Consider the following 16,873-nt stretch of genomic DNA (forward strand, 5'->3'; position numbering starts at 1 on the left):
TAAACTATTTTTCAGTAACTTAGAGAACCTATTTATAGTTGCCTCCTCTATCATAGCTGCATTATTAACACTTAATTAAACAGCTTATGAAATCAATTTTTTACTGGATGATGCTAATTCCTTTTTTAGTAATCTCCCAAAATCAGGACAGTAACAATGAGGAATACCTTATTGTAGGAACTACAATTTTTTCAGCCAAAAGCGATAAAGCAAAAGAGTTTTCAGAAGGGATGAAAAACCACAACGAGCAATTTCATGCCGAAGGTGCTATGGGGGTACGAATTTTCAATATTATGAACGGCCAAAACGCCTATGATTACATGGCGGTAATAGGCCCCATGACCTGGAGTGATTTAGACAAACCTAACCCCAACCAGGATGCACACGATGAAGATTGGAACACGAACGTAGTTCCTTATATGGAAAACGAAGATGAGGTGACTTACTGGAGGTTTCATAGCAATTTCTCCAATTTTCCTACAAACTTTGAAATGAGTAAACTTAGAGTTACCATTTGGGATATTGAAAGAGGAAAATATGACGCTATGTTATCTAAATTAGAAGAAGTAACAAAAGTATTAAAAGAAAAATCTCCTGAAACCCCTTTTGGAATTTATACCAATGAATTCTCTTCAACCCAATCTGGTCAGGATTTATCGGTGGTCTATTTTTTTGATGATTTTGCCTGGCTGGGAAAAGACCAAAGGCTAAAAGAAAAATTCAATGAAGTTCACGGTTCAGGTTCCTTTGATTCTTTCGTGCAGGAATGGATGGATATTAGCAAGGGAGCCTTACAGGAAGTATGGATATACAACCAAAGTCTTAGCGGCATTGGACCTCAGGTTACCACCTCTACACAAGATTAGAAATTCGGGTAAATACCCTGGCTATAGGCCCACAAGAGATTATACAACAAAGTATTAAAGTTCGAGAGATATCTTAGAGTGTGAGATCTTATTTTTCGACTAAATCCTAATTAAAGTCTGTCTTGCAAAATTGCAGGCCAGACTTTGTAATTTTTCAGAAGTTTTGTTTCAAATATCCCTTCTATTTCTCTGTTTTAATCACGAAAAGAATTAGAAATTCTTATCTTGTAAAAAATTAATAGCCTATCATGTTTGAGTTTGACCAGGAAACCTGGATTTACTTCGCGCTTATAGCGGTATTTCTTGTTTATTTTATCTGGAATTCCCGCCGAGCCAAAAAGAACCGAAAAGCACGTAAAAACCGAAATTTCAGAAAGCGGTATTTCGCTCGTAGAAATGAGGAGAAATCAGAAACCAACACCTAAAGCTATATTTTGCTTAATTCTTCATTTTGTACCTTTGGCAATCAACTAAGTATTAGCAAAGAATTATATGAAGATTTATACAAAAACCGGTGATAAAGGTACTACCGCATTGTTTGGAGGCACAAGAGTTCCAAAACATCATATTCGCATAGAAAGTTATGGCACAGTAGACGAGCTAAACTCTCACATTGGTCTTATTCGCGACCAGGATACTGGAGCGCATACGGCGAACATATTAAGCAGAATTCAGGATAGACTTTTTACCATTGGCTCTACTTTAGCCACCGATCCCGAAAAACAAAAATTAAAGAATGGAAAAGATCGTTTAAACATTCCAAAAATTTCTAACGAAGACATTGAGCTTTTGGAAAAGGAAATGGATAAAATGAATGAAGACCTTCCGGAAATGACCCACTTCATCCTTCCAGGAGGCCACCAAAGCGTGTCATTCTGTCACATAGCACGTTGTGTTTGCCGTCGCGCCGAGCGTCTTGCCACTGCTTTATACGAAATTGAAGCTTTTGACGAAGCCGTATTACAATATCTAAATAGACTTTCTGACTACCTATTTGTACTGGCACGAATGTTGTCTAAAAGATTACAGGCCGAAGAGGTAAAATGGATTCCAGAAAAATCATAATACCCAACCCAGGCTCTTGCAATAATTATATAAACTATCTGATAAAATGCCCTATTATAGCTTTTCAGGAAATAAATTTTCAATTTCACTACAGGTTTTAGAGCATTTAAATTCCAATCATCTAGAAAATTTTATAATTTTTGCGTAAGTTCTTAATATTATTGATTAAATAATAGATTTTTTTCTTGGCTATTACCACAAAAAATTTATTTTTGCAAAAATAATAAACCTGATCAACCCATGTATTGGACATTAGAATTAGCATCCTATTTAAGTGACGCACCCTGGCCAGCAACTAAAGACGAGTTAATTGATTATGCGATTAGAACAGGTGCTCCCCTGGAAGTAGTTGAAAACCTGCAGGCAATTGAAGATGAAGGCGACTCGTATGATTCTATTGAGGAAATTTGGCCTGATTATCCTACCGATGATGATTATCTTTGGAATGAGGATGAATATTAAATAACAACACGCAAAAAATAGAAAAAAGTCTCCAAAGTGAGGCTTTTTTTTTGCGTACATTTGAACCCCGTATTAAACAAAAACTATTATGAGTTTTTTAAATTCTGTATTAAAAGTATTTGTTGGCGATAAATCAAAAAAAGACGTCAAAGAAATACAACCCATAGTCAACAAGATAAAAGCGCTTGAAGGAGACTTTGAAGCTTTATCGATAGACGAACTTAGAGCAAAAACTACCGGTTTTAAAGCAAAAATCGCTGAAGCTTTAAAAGATACCAAAAAACAAATTGAAGAACTGGAGGCCGAGGCTGATGCCAGTGAAGATATTACCAGGAAAGAAGATATTTATGCTGAGATAGATGCCCTTAAAGCAAAGTCTCATGAAATATCAGAAGGGGTTCTAAACGAAATACTTCCTGAAGCTTTTGCTACTGTAAAAGAAACGGCTAAACGTTTTTTCCATAACAAACAAATCAAGGTTGTAGCATCTGAATATGATCGTGAAATCTCTGCCGAAAAAGATTATGTAAATCTTGAGGGAGATCATGCAATTTGGAACAATTCCTGGGATGCTGCCGGTAAACCGGTAACCTGGGATATGATTCATTATGATGTACAGCTAATTGGTGGTGTAGCCATGCACCAGGGTAAAATTGCCGAAATGCAAACCGGTGAAGGTAAAACCCTTGTAGCAACATTACCAATGTACCTTAATGCCTTAACCGGAAACGGAGTGCACCTTGTTACTGTTAACGATTACCTGGCAAAAAGGGATAGCGCCTGGATGGCCCCTATTTTTCAATTTCATGGGTTAAGTGTAGATTGTATAGATTATCACAGACCAAACTCTGCAGCTAGAAGAAAAGCCTATAATGCCGATATTACTTACGGTACTAACAACGAATTTGGTTTTGATTACCTACGCGATAATATGTCTCACGCTCCAGACGATTTGGTACAGCGCCCACATAACTTCGCTATTGTAGATGAGGTAGATTCTGTATTAATTGATGATGCCCGTACCCCACTTATTATTTCCGGACCTATTCCAAAAGGAGATGTTCACGAATTTAACGAGTTGAAACCTGCAATTTCCAATATTGTAGAATTACAACGTAAACACCTTACCAAAGTCTTTGCCGAAGCTAAAAAGCTTATAAAAGAAGGCAATACTAAAGATGGTGCTTTTCTACTGCTACGGGTTTACCGCGGACTTCCAAAGAACAAGGCTCTTATTAAATTCCTTAGTGAAGAAGGTATTAAGCAACTGCTGCAAAAGACCGAAAATCACTATATGCAGGATAACAACCGCGAAATGCCTAAAGTAGATGCCGATCTTTATTTTACCATTGAAGAGAAAAACAATCAAATAGACCTTACCGATAAAGGAATAGAGTTTCTTTCTGCAGACGGAGATGCCGATTTCTTTGTATTGCCCGAAATGGGAATGGAGATTGCCAAAATTGAAAAAGAAGGACTTTCAAAAGAAGAAGAGGCCCAGAAAAAAGAAGAATTATTTAGAGATTATAGCGTAAAGAGTGAACGCATTCATACCTTAAGACAATTGCTTAAAGCTTACACCCTATTCGAAAAAGATGACGAATATGTGGTGATAGACAACAAAGTAAAAATTGTAGACGAGCAAACCGGTCGTATTATGGACGGGCGTCGTTATAGCGATGGCTTACACCAGGCAATTGAAGCAAAGGAAAATGTAAAGATTGAAGATGCCACCCAAACTTTTGCAACCGTAACCCTTCAGAATTATTTTAGAATGTACAGTAAGTTATCGGGGATGACCGGTACTGCTGTAACGGAAGCTGGAGAGTTCTGGGAAATTTATAAGTTGGATGTGGTAGAAATTCCAACCAACCGCCCCATTGCAAGAAATGATAAAGACGATTTAGTTTATAAAACCAAACGTGAAAAATACAACGCGGTTATAGACCATGTTACCGATCTTTCTAATGCGGGAAGACCTGTGCTTATTGGTACCACTTCGGTTGAGATTTCAGAATTACTATCAAGAATGCTGAAATTGAGAAATGTACCGCACAATGTACTTAACGCAAAACTACACAAACGAGAAGCCGATATTGTTGCTGAAGCCGGTAAATCTGGGATTGTAACTATCGCTACAAATATGGCCGGTCGTGGTACCGATATTAAACTTAGCAAAGAAGTAAAAGAAGCCGGTGGTTTGGCTATTGTAGGTACCGAACGACACGATTCACGTCGTGTAGACCGCCAGTTAAGAGGTCGTGCCGGTAGGCAGGGAGACCCTGGAAGCTCTCAGTTTTATGTGTCTCTGGAAGATAACCTAATGCGTCTATTTGGTTCAGAAAGGATTGCCAAATTAATGGATAAAATGGGACTGGAAGAAGGAGAAGTAATTCAACATTCCATGATCTCCAAATCTATTGAACGCGCGCAGAAAAAAGTAGAAGAAAATAACTTCGGAATAAGAAAGCGTTTGCTTGAATATGACGATGTGATGAATGCGCAACGTGAGGTGATTTACAAACGTAGATACCACGCACTATTTGGCGACAGGCTTAAGGTAGATATAGCTAATATGATCTTTGATACTTCTGAAGCTATTACCGAAAACAACAAAGTAGCCCAGGATTACAAGAATTTTGAATTCGAACTAATTCGCTACTTTTCTATGAGTGCCCCGATTTCGGAAGAAGAATTCGAAAAAATGGGCGTTCAAAAAATTGCCGGAATTGTTTATAAAGAAGCATATAAGCATTACGAAGAGAAAATGAAGCACAGTGCCTCCAGGGCATTCCCGGTAATTAAGCAGGTTTATGAAGATGAAAGTAACAACTTTGAAAGAATTTCGGTTCCATTTTCAGATGGGCAAAAAACCTTACAGGTAGTTACTAATCTTGAAAAAGCATATGAAACCGAAGGTATTCAATTAGTAAAAGATTTTGAAAAGAATATAAGTCTTGCCATAATTGATGATGCCTGGAAAACACACCTTCGCAAAATGGACGAATTGAAACAAAGTGTTCAATTGGCCGTTCACGAACAAAAAGATCCTTTACTAATCTATAAGTTTGAAGCTTTTGAATTGTTTAAAGCGATGCTGGATCAGGTAAATAGGGATGTGATTTCATTCCTCTTTAAAGGTGAAATTCCAGAAGGAAATGTTTCTAACATTCACGAAGCAAGACAACGAAAAAAAGAGAAAGTAGAAACCCAAAAGGAAGAAATTCCTAATATGGATGAAAGGGCCGCTCAAAGCAGGGCTGCAGGAAATACCCAACAACCCAGACCGCAGGTAACCGAGACCATTACAAGAAACCAACCTAAAATTGGCCGTAATGACAAGGTAACTATCAAAAATGTTATGAGTGGTGAGAATAAAACCTTAAAATATAAGCAGGCCATTCCGCTTATAGAAAAAGGAGATTGGGTGCTTGTAAATCAATAAGCTTATTTCAACAAAATAAAAGAGCTGTCTATAACTTCTAAATCATGAAGGCATATAGACGGCTCTTTCTTTTTTACACGTTTTTTTTGAATAAATTAGCTTTCTAAACCATTCATCAAATAGAAAAATGAAAAACTACCAAATAGAAATAAAGTGGGGCATAATCTTCTTTTTAATTTCTTTAGTCTGGATGTATTTTGAAAAACTAATGGGATGGCACGATGTGCTAATTTCCAAACACCCTATTTATACCAATTTCTTCGGTTTAATTGCAATCGCAATTTACTTTTTCGCCATGTACGATAAAAGAAAGAATTTTTTCCGCGGAAAGATGAGTTGGCAACAAGGTTTTGTTTCGGGCGTTATTTTAAGTATTGTTATCGCCCTGCTCTCTCCTATTGGCCAGCTTATTACCCACTACCTTATTTCTCCAGATTTCTTTAAAAATGCTATAGAGAATAGCGTAGCAAGAAATGCTATGCAAGCTGAAGATGCTGCCGCCTATTTTAATTTAAGCTCTTATATAGTGCAATCTATTGCAGGAGCCTTAATGTTTGGCGTGGTAACGGCGGCCATTGTTGCTCTTTTTGTAAAAAGAAAATAATTAAGCCTTTCTTAATTTAAGCAGGTAATTTGGGTCTGGACAATTTTGCAAATAAAAATCCAGGTCTTTTCTTGAAGTTACCCCCGGAAAATCACCTATTTTTTCATCCAAATCTTCAATAATCTGGAAATGTAAATGTGGGGCATAATCGCCATTTTCTTCGGCAGTTCCCAACTCCCCTATTTTCTCACCCTTTTTAATAGGCATTTCGGATTTTAGGTTCTCTAACGAGGCCCTACTTAAATGCCCGTAAAGTGAATAGAATTTCTTTTCCTGAAAACTATGTTCTATAATTATTGTGGGGCCATAATCGCCAAAGTTGTTATTATCGTTAAAACTATGAATTTTACCATCCAAAACCGCTAATACATCGGTATGGGCATCGGCCCAAAAGTCTAAACCTAAATGAATATTCCTATTAGAATCTTCATCCTCTGAAGCGGTAAAAAGTTCACTCCTTCTATAAAGCTTCCTAACCTCAGAATAACCACCAAAAGCCACTTTTTTCCCGAAGCTATTTAAGTACTCGGTTATATAATTAGAGAAAGCCCGGGAAGAAGAAACATCTACTTTCCCGAGCTCTATATTATTTTCAGATAAATCAATAACTATATAATCTTCTTCTTTTAAATTCACATCCAAAACCTGGGTAAACCCTGAAGTGAGCTGCGACAAAAATTCAGAAAAATTAAGCCTTTCCATAAGCGATTTTTCAAACCAGTTTTCTCGATAATAGAGAGCTACTTTTTAGAATCGCTAAAATTAAACTTTGCAATCTAATTTAACAAGACTTCGCTAAAATTAGCTTTAATACTAATATTCCCGCCTGAATCCTTAGCCTTATGATAACCGCTTAGTTTCTTATTATCATAAGACTCACTGCTGGTTAAATTTAATGCATTTGGGTGCTTAATATCGCTTTGTGTACCACTGTATATAAAATTGAAAGCCGAACCGGGCAAACCTAATGCCAAATCACTATTCTCTAAATTTATATCGAGGTTTTTAAAATTGGTATCAAGACGTAAGATATTTAACTCTCCAAAATTACCCGATAAAATACCAGTATCTTCCAATTCATCAATATTCACATTACTTGAATTTGAAGTGAGTTTAATGCTTTTAACTTTTTTAATAGTAAAGTTCTTTACATACTTAGCATCCATAATTCCATAAGACCAGTAATTGATATTAACCGGAGTATAAGCTGCTTCTACGCGGGTGCTTTTTCCTCCTATCCTATTTGCATTAAGTCTACTATGGGAAAGTTTAGCTCGTAAATTATTGCTGGTTCCTGAAAGTTTAACCCCGCCGTGTCGCACATCAAGCTTAAGCCTGGCATTCTTTGGAATATGCAGCTTCAGGGTCTTTTTAGCTTTAGAATCATGTAATGCAATTACCTTAGGTTCTCCTTTTGCAGATTCCCCAAAGCGGGCTTCCATTTGTGCTCCAAATGCCTCGCCCCAGGCTTCCATATCTTTCCCAAAACTTTCTGCCCATTCTTCCATCGACTTTTCAAGCTCCTTCTCGTTTATGTTCATTTTCATTTCAAAATTCTTTTCCCACTTTTCAGCGTTTTTCTCAAACTGGCTGGCCCACTTTTCCATAGATTTCTCAAAGTCCCCGTCAAGATTTGCTTCCATTTCTTTTTCAAATTTCGCAAGATATTTATCTCCATCTTTTTGGTAAGCTTCATAATCAAACTTAATTTCACCCATTTTCTCGCTAAATTCTGGAGGTAGGGGTGCGCCAAAACTTTCACCCATACTCTCCATTAACGGAGTCACCAAATTGTTTAATAGCGGCTCCAACATCTGCGGAAGGCTGGACAAAGGTTTTTCCAAACCGCTAAGATCTATATCCCCGTTCCAGAGCATCCCACCTCCCGATGAAATAGTAATTACCGAATTATTCCCTGAAGTATTCAAATCCCAGGAAGCGAGAAGCTCTTTTGTTTTTTCTTTTGTAGTATCATCGACTTCCAAAATGGCTTGTATTTGAACTTCATCTCTATCCCAGTATCCCACTTCTATATTGGTGTGACTGGCATCTATTTTCACCTCTACATCGTTAGAAGTTTTATAGATTTTATCCAATTTATTTAATTGGGCACTAAGCGTTAGCGGAAGGCAAAGTGCTAGTGCGAACATTAAATTATACCTCGTAGTTTTCATATTCTTTATCTTTTAATTCCTTGATTTCTTTTAATTTATTCTTCAATTTATACAGCAGGTCTAATCTTAATTGAAGATTTGCAATCATTGCTTCTAAAGTTTCTTCGTTTGGCCCGGTTTCTTTTATTTCAATATTTAAACGTTGATATTCTTTGTCCAGCTCGGCCATTTGCTTCATAAAAGAATCTATAAGCGCTTTATTCTCTGGGGTAATATTAATTTTAGAAAGCTCAATATTGAGGCTTGCCATATAGTAATCTTCTATTTTCTTGAATTCCGGGGAAACTTCACTTAGTTGAAAACTATTTTCATCGGGCTCTAATCTTGTTTCCTTTTCTCTAGAAGTTTCTTCTTCGGGAGTATCTACCACCGCCGGATTATCTGTAAAATTATCTCCATTAGAATTCAAGAAAAAGAATCCAACCCCCAGCGCGACAATAAGTATCGCAGCTATTTTTAGAAAAAAGAAAGATTTGTACTCCTTCTTCTTTGGAAACGCACTTCCCAAGCGGTCTTCAAAGCGTTTCTGATGCCCTTTGGGTAAAGTATTGGGTTTGGGCTCCTTATCGTTCTTAAACATTTCCCTAATATCCTGTGCCATTTTTTATAGTCTTTAATTCTTCTTTCAATTTTTTCTTACCTCTGTGTACGAGGGTCCGCGAGGCTACCGGACTAATATTTAAAATCTCCGAGATTTCTTCATGATCATACCCCTCCATTAAAAACAACATCAAAGGGTACTTATATTTCTCGGGAAGATTTTCCATACTTTGTTTTATCTCTTCCATTCCAATCCCGTCTGCTACTTGCCAATTATCCTCTTCCTCGGCGGTGGTAAGCACCTGTTCATTTATGGCTACTAATTCCATTTTCTTCGCCTTCAACTTGTCTATACATTTGTTAATTACAATGCGCTTAAGCCAGGCACCAAATGTAACTTCTCCCGTAAACTGCTGTAGTTTGGCAAAGGCTTTTATAAAAGCTTCCTGCATAGCATCTTCTGCTTCAAACGGGTCTTTCAAAAAACGTAAAGCCACATAATGCATCCCCTGACAATATTGATTATAGAGCTTTAGCTGCGCTCTACGATCATTATTTTTACAGGCTTCAATTAGTTTATGCTGTATCATTTTTGATGGTTGGTTTTCCCCCTTTAATAAGGGTTTTAATATGCTGGATACAAGCAGCTAAACATTTTGGTTGGTCATCAAAACACCCGACTTTTACCAGCTTGGTTTCATTATAAAGACGAAGCTATTTTTCTAATGTTGCAAACTTATCTTCAATTTTATTTTAAATTACACTTTTTATTATAGTTAGCTCTTAAAGAAGTTTGCACGTTTTTTGAATGGGTTATTGTAAATTGTATAAAAATGAATAAAAAAGTGAAATCTTTTTTAAAAATAGCAGGTGCAATTCTATTGTTGGCTACCCTTACCATACTTATTATGCGCTATAGTACTAAAGCCCATAGCCCTGAAGATACGGTATCTTATACCGATAAAGATTTAAAAATTGAAGTGTTTTATAACCGACCATACAAAAAAGAAAGGGTGATTTTTGGAAATCTTGTTCCCTATAATAAGGTTTGGCGTACCGGTGCCAATGAAGCTACTACTTTTGAAACCAATAAAGACATTTGGGTGGACGGTTCTCTTTTAAAAGCGGGAAAATATACCTTATGGACAATCCCCATGGAAAATTCCTGGAAAGTGATTTTTAACAACAAAATGTACCCCTGGGGTATAAACCTGGAAGAACAGGCCTATCGCAACCCTGAGTTTGATGCTTTAGTTCTGGAAGTTCCCACAAAAAATCTAAAAGAAACTGTGCATCAATTTAGTATTATTCTCGACGAGGAAAATGAATTGATTTTTCTAAAATTAGCCTGGGACAAGACCCTGGTTAGGGTCCCAATTAAACCGGAAAAGACATAAAAAAGACTGTTTGCAGTTTTAATTAAGATCTCGTCATTCTGAATTTATTTCAGAATCTAATATTTGTTTTGAACGTATTAGAACCTGAAACCAGTTCAGGTTGACGAAGAAATAAAACTTCAAACAGTCATTAAATTTTTAAATAAAAATGCTACTAATCTTCGTCTACCAAAAGGTTAAGTGTTACATCTATATTATCTCTAGTACCTCTGGAGTAAGGACAAACCACGTGAGCCTCATTTACTATTTTTTCCCCTGTTTCCACATCTACCCCCGGTAAATAGCAGTCTAAGACTACTGCAAGTTGTAGATTTCCCTCTTCAGTTTGCCCCAGTTCTACAACTGCGCTTACACTAAGATCTTCCCCCAGCTCAATATCATGTTGGTTTTTAGCTACCAACTGCAGCGCACTTCCAAAACAGGCAGAATATCCCGCACCGAATAACTGCTCTGGGTTGGTGTAATTTCCGCCATCACCGCCCATAGATTTAGGCATACTAAGCTGTATATCGAGTATTCCATCATCACTTTTCGCGTGACCTTTTCTTGCTCCTTTGGTTGTTACTGTTGTTTTATACAAGTTTTTCATGATTATTTGAGTTATATTAATTAAGGCTGAATATACCAAGCAAAAACAAGGCTTACAAAGAACGAATTCATAAATTTGTCATAAATAACCTTATTTTGAATAAAAAAAAGCACCCATCTGCACTTCATGAGTCTGGAAGTAAACCTACTTCAGCAAATGTAAACCCAAAATCTGTTGAAAGGATTAGAGCTTCAAGAAAACAAAAGTTTTCAGAAGAAAATCTTCTTCAGCAATTATTGGGTGGTAACAAAACGGCTTTAGGACGTGCGATTACCTTAGTAGAAAGTAATCAATTTTCTCATAGGGAAAAAGCGCAGAAACTTTTGGAAGCTGCTTTACCTTATTCTCAAAAATCTATTAGGATAGGCATTACCGGCGTTCCAGGGGTGGGAAAAAGTACTTTTATAGAAAGCTTTGGTTCTTATTTAATTCAACAAGGAAAAAAAGTAGCCGTACTGGCGGTAGACCCAAGCAGCAGCGTTTCCCACGGAAGTATTTTAGGAGACAAAACCCGTATGGAAAATCTGGTAAAGGAAGATCATGCTTTTATAAGGCCATCGGCCTCGGGAACTTCCCTTGGTGGTGTAGCCAAGAAAACACGGGAAAGTATCATATTATGCGAAGCAGCAGGATTTGATGTGATTTTAATTGAAACCGTTGGTGTAGGCCAAAGCGAAACTACCGTACACAGTATGACCGATTTCTTCTTACTGTTGAAACTCGCCGGCGCCGGAGATGAACTACAGGGTATTAAACGCGGAATTATAGAAATGGCCGATGCTATTGTAATTAACAAAGCCGATGGAGATAATATAAAGCAAGCACGTGAGGCAAAATTAGAGTTTAATAGAGCGCTACAACTATACCCGGCAAAAGAAAGTGGCTGGAAGCCTAAAGTAAACCTAAGCAGCGCACTGGAGCAAACCGGAATAGATAATGTTTGGGAACTTATTAAAGAATTTGAAAAGCAAGGAAAAGAAAATGGCTTCTTTCTAAAAAACAGAAAAGAACAGAACAAATTCTGGCTTTTACAAACTATAAACGAACATTTAAAAAACCGTTTTTATCAAAATCCGGTAATGAAAAAAGAACTCGAAACCCAGTTAAAAGCCATTGAGGAAAATAAAGTTACCGCCTTTGCCGCCGCCCGTCTTTTACTTAAAAAATTTGAGAATATATCCTAGGATTTTTTAAATGCCTGCGACTGTACCCATTGATGAAGCTTATAAAACAGGAAACCTAAAAGTGCTCCAATTAACATGCCTACAATGATATCTCCGGGATAATGGACTCCAAGATAAACCCTGCTATAAGCTACAAGTAGCGCCCAGGCCACAAGCCAAAAACCTATTTTTGGGATATGTTTTTTAAATAATAAGCTAAGAAAAACTGCTACTCCCATAGAATTTGCCGCGTGGGCAGAAAAGAAGCCGTAAGACCCACAACGTACCGCTACAAAACGTGCATATTCCATAATCCCTTCCTGTCGGCAAGGCCTAAGCCTTTCAAAACCGTCCTTAAACACGTTCCCCAATTGGTCTGTCGCTGTGATTAAAAGCGTAATAAAAACGACAGTAATTAGACTGGGTTTCCATCCAAAATTCTTAAAAATTAAAAATAAAAGAAGTGCATAAAGCGGTATGGCAGTCCATTTATCGGTAATAAGCAACCATAGCCAATCCCAGGATTCGTTGCCAAGGTTATTAAGCCAAAGAAATACCTCGTGGTCTAATTCAATTAATCTCTCCATTAATCTTCTTCGTATCTTGCTATTTCCCTATCATAAAATGCTGATGCCTCTTTGATAAGGTTTTCAGTTTCGTTCTCTAATTCCTTTTCGTCGTGTTGGTCAAACTCTTCTAACCATTCTACCTCATCGTTTTCAAGGTTGATAATAAATCGCGGAAATTCGGTATGTATCACGAAAATGGCCGTAGGATAATCAGTATTATCACCGAGTAAAAATTTAGGGAAATCCATAGTTATAATTTTGATTGTGCAAGTTCAGACTCTTGCAAAATAAGTTTTTTTGATAAATAGTTGAATCGAATGTACAACATTAATGCCGAAGCCGAGAGTCCCGCCAGGAGTCCCAACCAAATCCCCATACTTCCAAGATTTTCTGCCTTTCCATAATACCATGAGATTGGAAAGCCAATAATCCAATAAGAAATAAAACAAATAAAAGTTGGAATCTTTACATCCTGAAGCCCTCTTAAGGCTCCTAAAATAACAACCTGCAAACCATCACTTAGCTGGAATAAGGCCGCTATAATCAATAATTGAGCTGCCAAAATAATAACTTCTACATCATCTATATAAAACATAGGAAGCCAATCTTTTAGTAAAATAAATCCAAGGGCAAAAACAGCTTCAATTAAAAATACCAATAAAAAAATAGACATCGCTATTCTCCTTAAATCTTTAAAATTGGCCAATCCCTTTTGGTTACCTACCCTTATTGTAGCAGTTACACCAAGACCAACGGCTATCATAAAGGTCATAGACGAAAGGTTTAGGGCTATTTGGTTTGCAGCCTGTGGGTTTGTACCAAGTAAACCGGCTAAAAACACCGTAGCCGTAAATATCCCCACTTCAAAAAGCATTTGAAGGGCCGTTGGCAAACCTAGATCTAATATTTTTCTAAATATTTCAGAGTTTATAGATTCCTTCTTTCCCCATTTAAAATATTCAGAAAATTTCTTTTTTCGCCTCAAAATCTCCCATACAAACCAAAGCATAAAAAAGCGAGATATTAAAGTACCAATAGCGGCACCTTCCAACTCTAATCTAGGAAAGATCCAAATTCCATAAATAAGAAGGTAATTGAATAATACGTTCACCAGGTTAGCGATTATAGTCGCATACATGGCATATTTAGTTTGGGAAAGCCCATCTGCAAATTGCTTAAATGCCTGAAAAATCATTAAAGGAATCATTGAAAAAGCAACTATATTCAGATAGGGAATAGCCAAAGCCACTACCTCTGGCGGCTGATCTAAATAATGCAACACCGGCTTTGCTATTAACAAAGCAACAAACAATAAAACACCATTAATGGTACATAAAATTACGCCATGATGAAAATAACTACGTCCTTTTTGAATATCCTGAGCACCATCTGCTTCGGCAATTAAGGGTGTGATGGCGAAAGAAAAGCCAATACCAAGGGAAAGGGCTATAAATATCATGGAATTTCCCAATGAAACTGCGGCGAGTGGCGCAGCTCCCAACTGCCCTATCATTAAATTATCTACCAGGCCTACCAAAACATGACCCAACTGGCCAAGCATTATTGGAAAAGCAATGTGTAGATTTTTACCGAATTCTTTAGTGTAGGCGCTTAATTGCAAAACATAAATTTTGGCCGCAAAGATAGCAGGATTTTATGGTCGCAGAATGTAAAATGACATAAAGAATAAATTAAATTTATTATCTAGAGCTTTTTATCTGTTTGAAGGTTTATATGCCGCATTCCATACTTATCTACCAAGTAAATAAGAGAGGTCATAGTAGCTGCACCTAGCTCCAGTTCCCTTTTATTTACGTGTTCAAAAGTGTCTGTAGCAGCATGGTGATGGTCGAAATATCTTTGGGAGTCTGGCCTTAATCCTGCCAGCACAATATCTCCTTTTTTTAATGGACCAATATCGGCACCGCTTCCACCTCTTTCAAAATAATGAATCAAATATGGTTTAAAAAGCGGTTTCCAACTTTCAATTTGAGCAAATTGAGCATCATCGGCTTCAAAGGAAAATCCGCGTGGGGTAAAGCCCCCTGCATCACTTTCAAGAGCAAAAATATGATTCTCATTTTTGCTGTGTGCTATTTCGGCATATTTGTTCCCTCCACGTAAACCGTTTTCTTCATTCATAAAAAGCACCACTCGTATGCTCCTTTTAGGTTTATAACCGGTTTCTTTAAACAAACGTAAAACCTCCATAGATTGTACAACCCCGGCACCATCATCGTGAGAACCATCTCCAAGATCCCAGGAATCCAGGTGACCACCTACTACTATAAATTCTTCAGGAAACTCACTTCCGGTAATTTCGCCTATAACATTGTAAGATTGTACCTCTCCATGGTTTTCTGAACTTAATTTGTAATAAAATTCAAGGTCTTTTTTAAGCTTTAAGATACCCGAAAGATATTCGGCATCCTTGGTGCTTATGGCAGCAGCCGGAATTCTTTGGTCATTGGGTAAATCTCCGTAACTCATAGAACCGGTATGCGGATATTCATCTATCTTATGACTTAACGAACGGACAATCACTCCTACTGCACCATATTTTGCCGCCGCCTCGGCTCCGGAATAACGCTGATCTACACAACCACCATAAGCTTCAAAAGTCTGAATAAGCTCGGGTTTCATTGGGCGGTTATAAAAAACTATTTTACCCTTTATATCGTCTTTATAATTCTCCAGGTCTTCAATCCCATTTACTTCTAGTACCCTGGCTTTTAAACCTCCGGGACTTGTTGCGACCGATCCTCCAAGTGCCGTAATATTAACTTCAGTAGTCATTCCCGGACCGGTTTGAATATAAGCATGTTCTCGTGCACCACGTGTCCATTTGGGAACCATAACGGGTTGCAACCAAACTTTATCGAGACCAAGATCCTCTAATTCGGCTTTGGTAAACTCTACCGCTCTTTGTGCGCTTAAGGAACCAGATAACCTTCCTCCAATATTATTAGAAAGATGATCTAACCATTTATAGGCCTGCCCTTTTACCAAAGCCGAATTATAAAATTGCCGAATTTTAATGGAATCTTCTTTAACTTCATGGTTTTGGGCAATCAAACTTACACTAAATAGAATGCTGAAGGCGGTTATAATGTATCTTCTCATATTAGTTTCTTTAATTTACTAGGTAATCGAGATTTTAATGCGTTGAAATTTATTTTGTTTACTTAATGGCCCATTGCAGCGAAGAAAATTAATAAAATAAATCTTCCTTTGGAAGTTATTGTTGAAGCCTATATTTTTTGTTTGATTACTTCACTACATTATCGCAAAAGGATAAACAAAGAATATGCCCAAAATTTAAGAAACTACAATACATTTATACCTGCAGTTTATAAGCTTCAAAAAATATAAATTTTATATCTTCGCCGCTAAATTCTAGAGGTTTGAATAAAGCAGAAAAAGAGGAAATTATCACCAAAGTCACCCAGCTTTTAAAAGAAATCCCATCTTCCATGGATATCGTAAAAAAAGGTGGAGACCGGCATAAACGTTTTGAATATCTGGCAACTCATATGGTAGAAAAGGCCATTGAGAAAGATGCTCTTATTATTTCTAAAAACCGCATGGGAATTGCCATTTTATTTAAAACCAGCAAAAATGATGATAATTTCTTAAAGGATATCTGGACGCAAATCAAGCTTGTTTTAAATGTAACAGGAGTTAAAAATGCCTACCGCATTGTTAAAAACCAGAATTATATAAAAAAGCAACGCCCACAAAAAGGGGAATATCTTTATTGCTGGTTCTGGGGGATTCTGGCCGAGTCTCGTGGAGCTGATACCCAGGTAGGCAAAGAGATGAAAGATGAGTTTTACAGGCAGGCAAAAGAATATCAAATCCCTCTTTATGCCGAAACAAGAATGCGTAAAAATGCACTGGTTTATCAGCGCTTCGGTTTTGAGTTGTTTCACGAATGGGAACACCCAAGTGGGGATACTATGTATTTTTTAAGATACACCCCACCTGCAAAAGACTAAC

17 protein-coding genes are annotated in these 16,873 nt (G+C 37.2%); 8 read left to right on the plus strand and 9 right to left on the minus strand.

Going from position 1 to position 16,873, the window contains the following annotated elements; translation table 11 throughout:
* Positions 1-86: 86 nt before the first annotated feature.
* The 5 genes from I6U49_RS03480 to I6U49_RS03500 all read left to right on the plus strand — a co-directional run bounded on the left by I6U49_RS03480 (position 87) and on the right by I6U49_RS03500 (position 6,442).
* Positions 87-866 (plus strand): hypothetical protein, encoded by a 780-nt coding sequence (locus I6U49_RS03480; RefSeq protein ID WP_198627587.1) that lies wholly within the window; start codon positions 87-89, stop codon positions 864-866.
* Between the two features lie 492 nt (positions 867-1,358).
* Entirely contained in the window at positions 1,359-1,931 is a 573-nt protein-coding gene (locus tag I6U49_RS03485) for a cob(I)yrinic acid a,c-diamide adenosyltransferase (RefSeq protein ID WP_193711097.1), read from the plus strand.
* Positions 1,932-2,171: 240 nt separating this feature from the next.
* Entirely contained in the window at positions 2,172-2,393 is a 222-nt protein-coding gene (locus I6U49_RS03490) for a DUF2795 domain-containing protein (RefSeq protein ID WP_013070580.1), read from the plus strand.
* An 88-nt stretch (positions 2,394-2,481) separates the two neighbouring features.
* Positions 2,482-5,838 carry a preprotein translocase subunit SecA gene (gene secA / locus I6U49_RS03495; protein ID WP_193711098.1) on the plus strand — a complete coding sequence of 1,119 codons (3,357 nt, stop codon included), beginning with the start codon at positions 2,482-2,484 and terminating at the stop codon, positions 5,836-5,838.
* 127 nt (positions 5,839-5,965) lie between these two features.
* Positions 5,966-6,442: a DUF4199 domain-containing protein gene (locus tag I6U49_RS03500; protein ID WP_198627588.1), complete on the plus strand. Its 477-nt coding sequence runs from the start codon at positions 5,966-5,968 to the stop codon at positions 6,440-6,442.
* Here I6U49_RS03500 and I6U49_RS03505 read toward each other — a convergent pair whose 3' ends face one another.
* The 4 genes from I6U49_RS03505 to I6U49_RS03520 form a co-directional block, all read right to left on the minus strand.
* Entirely contained in the window at positions 6,443-7,144 is a 702-nt protein-coding gene (locus I6U49_RS03505; RefSeq protein WP_198627589.1) for a peptidoglycan DD-metalloendopeptidase family protein, read from the minus strand.
* 74 nt (positions 7,145-7,218) lie between these two features.
* Positions 7,219-8,616, minus strand: a complete 1,398-nt coding sequence (locus tag I6U49_RS03510) for a hypothetical protein (protein WP_198627590.1) — start codon at positions 8,614-8,616, stop codon at positions 7,219-7,221.
* Positions 8,597-9,217, minus strand: a complete 621-nt coding sequence (locus tag I6U49_RS03515) for a hypothetical protein (RefSeq protein WP_198627591.1) — start codon at positions 9,215-9,217, stop codon at positions 8,597-8,599. Before I6U49_RS03515 ends, I6U49_RS03510 begins: the two co-directional genes overlap by 20 nt.
* On the minus strand, positions 9,201-9,746 hold the full coding sequence (locus I6U49_RS03520) for an RNA polymerase sigma factor (protein ID WP_198627592.1): 546 nt from the start codon (positions 9,744-9,746) through the stop codon (positions 9,201-9,203). Before I6U49_RS03520 ends, I6U49_RS03515 begins: the two co-directional genes overlap by 17 nt.
* 243 nt (positions 9,747-9,989) lie before the next feature.
* Between I6U49_RS03520 and I6U49_RS03525 the strand changes: the two genes are divergently transcribed.
* On the plus strand, positions 9,990-10,553 hold the full coding sequence (locus I6U49_RS03525) for a DUF2911 domain-containing protein (protein ID WP_198627593.1): 564 nt from the start codon (positions 9,990-9,992) through the stop codon (positions 10,551-10,553).
* A gap of 154 nt (positions 10,554-10,707) precedes the next feature.
* Here the strand turns inward: I6U49_RS03525 and I6U49_RS03530 are convergent, their stop codons facing one another.
* Entirely contained in the window at positions 10,708-11,142 is a 435-nt protein-coding gene (locus I6U49_RS03530; RefSeq protein ID WP_198627594.1) for an organic hydroperoxide resistance protein, read from the minus strand.
* Positions 11,143-11,237: 95 nt separating this feature from the next.
* Here I6U49_RS03530 and meaB point away from each other — a divergent pair, with 95 nt between their 5' ends.
* The gene (gene meaB / locus I6U49_RS03535) at positions 11,238-12,326 is read left to right on the plus strand and encodes a methylmalonyl Co-A mutase-associated GTPase MeaB (protein WP_198627595.1); all 1,089 of its coding nucleotides are present in this window, start codon (positions 11,238-11,240) and stop codon (positions 12,324-12,326) included.
* On the opposite strand, the gene I6U49_RS03540 is transcribed toward meaB, so the two are convergent.
* The 4 genes from I6U49_RS03540 to I6U49_RS03555 form a co-directional block, all read right to left on the minus strand.
* Positions 12,323-12,892 carry a phosphatase PAP2 family protein gene (locus I6U49_RS03540; protein ID WP_198627596.1) on the minus strand — a complete coding sequence of 190 codons (570 nt, stop codon included), beginning with the start codon at positions 12,890-12,892 and terminating at the stop codon, positions 12,323-12,325. The genes meaB and I6U49_RS03540 overlap by 4 nt on opposite strands.
* Complete coding sequence (locus tag I6U49_RS03545) at positions 12,892-13,122, minus strand: hypothetical protein (protein WP_193711108.1); 231 nt, start codon at positions 13,120-13,122, stop codon at positions 12,892-12,894. The genes I6U49_RS03540 and I6U49_RS03545 overlap by 1 nt, the downstream gene beginning before the upstream one ends.
* Before the next feature lie 2 nt (positions 13,123-13,124).
* Positions 13,125-14,495, minus strand: a complete 1,371-nt coding sequence (locus I6U49_RS03550) for an MATE family efflux transporter (protein WP_198627597.1) — start codon at positions 14,493-14,495, stop codon at positions 13,125-13,127.
* An 83-nt stretch (positions 14,496-14,578) separates the two neighbouring features.
* A complete protein-coding gene (locus tag I6U49_RS03555; RefSeq protein ID WP_198627598.1) occupies positions 14,579-15,997 on the minus strand; it encodes a M20/M25/M40 family metallo-hydrolase in 1,419 nt (472 codons plus the stop codon).
* A 281-nt stretch (positions 15,998-16,278) separates the two neighbouring features.
* On the opposite strand from I6U49_RS03555, the gene I6U49_RS03560 reads away from it, so the two are divergent.
* Positions 16,279-16,872, plus strand: coding sequence for a hypothetical protein (locus I6U49_RS03560; RefSeq protein WP_198627599.1), 594 nt, complete (start codon positions 16,279-16,281; stop codon positions 16,870-16,872).
* Position 16,873: the final 1 nt, after the last annotated feature.

The sequence above is a fragment of the Salegentibacter maritimus genome, from assembly GCF_016236915.1.
GTDB classification, from domain to species: Bacteria; Bacteroidota; Bacteroidia; order Flavobacteriales; family Flavobacteriaceae; genus Salegentibacter; species Salegentibacter maritimus.

What these genes read in the sequence shown, in the direction of transcription:
- I6U49_RS03480 (WP_198627587.1), top strand. Translation starts at nt 87, where the DNA reads ATGAAATCAATTTTTTACTGGATGATGCTAATTCCTTTTTTAGTAATC.
- I6U49_RS03485 (WP_193711097.1), top strand. Translation starts at nt 1,359, where the DNA reads ATGAAGATTTATACAAAAACCGGTGATAAAGGTACTACCGCATTGTTT.
- I6U49_RS03490 (WP_013070580.1), top strand. Translation starts at nt 2,172, where the DNA reads ATGTATTGGACATTAGAATTAGCATCCTATTTAAGTGACGCACCCTGG.
- secA (WP_193711098.1), top strand. Translation starts at nt 2,482, where the DNA reads ATGAGTTTTTTAAATTCTGTATTAAAAGTATTTGTTGGCGATAAATCA.
- I6U49_RS03500 (WP_198627588.1), top strand. Translation starts at nt 5,966, where the DNA reads ATGAAAAACTACCAAATAGAAATAAAGTGGGGCATAATCTTCTTTTTA.
- I6U49_RS03505 (WP_198627589.1), bottom strand. Translation starts at nt 7,144, where the DNA reads ATGGAAAGGCTTAATTTTTCTGAATTTTTGTCGCAGCTCACTTCAGGG.
- I6U49_RS03510 (WP_198627590.1), bottom strand. Translation starts at nt 8,616, where the DNA reads ATGAAAACTACGAGGTATAATTTAATGTTCGCACTAGCACTTTGCCTT.
- I6U49_RS03515 (WP_198627591.1), bottom strand. Translation starts at nt 9,217, where the DNA reads ATGGCACAGGATATTAGGGAAATGTTTAAGAACGATAAGGAGCCCAAA.
- I6U49_RS03520 (WP_198627592.1), bottom strand. Translation starts at nt 9,746, where the DNA reads ATGATACAGCATAAACTAATTGAAGCCTGTAAAAATAATGATCGTAGA.
- I6U49_RS03525 (WP_198627593.1), top strand. Translation starts at nt 9,990, where the DNA reads ATGAATAAAAAAGTGAAATCTTTTTTAAAAATAGCAGGTGCAATTCTA.
- I6U49_RS03530 (WP_198627594.1), bottom strand. Translation starts at nt 11,142, where the DNA reads ATGAAAAACTTGTATAAAACAACAGTAACAACCAAAGGAGCAAGAAAA.
- I6U49_RS03540 (WP_198627596.1), bottom strand. Translation starts at nt 12,892, where the DNA reads ATGGAGAGATTAATTGAATTAGACCACGAGGTATTTCTTTGGCTTAAT.
- I6U49_RS03545 (WP_193711108.1), bottom strand. Translation starts at nt 13,122, where the DNA reads ATGGATTTCCCTAAATTTTTACTCGGTGATAATACTGATTATCCTACG.
- I6U49_RS03555 (WP_198627598.1), bottom strand. Translation starts at nt 15,997, where the DNA reads ATGAGAAGATACATTATAACCGCCTTCAGCATTCTATTTAGTGTAAGT.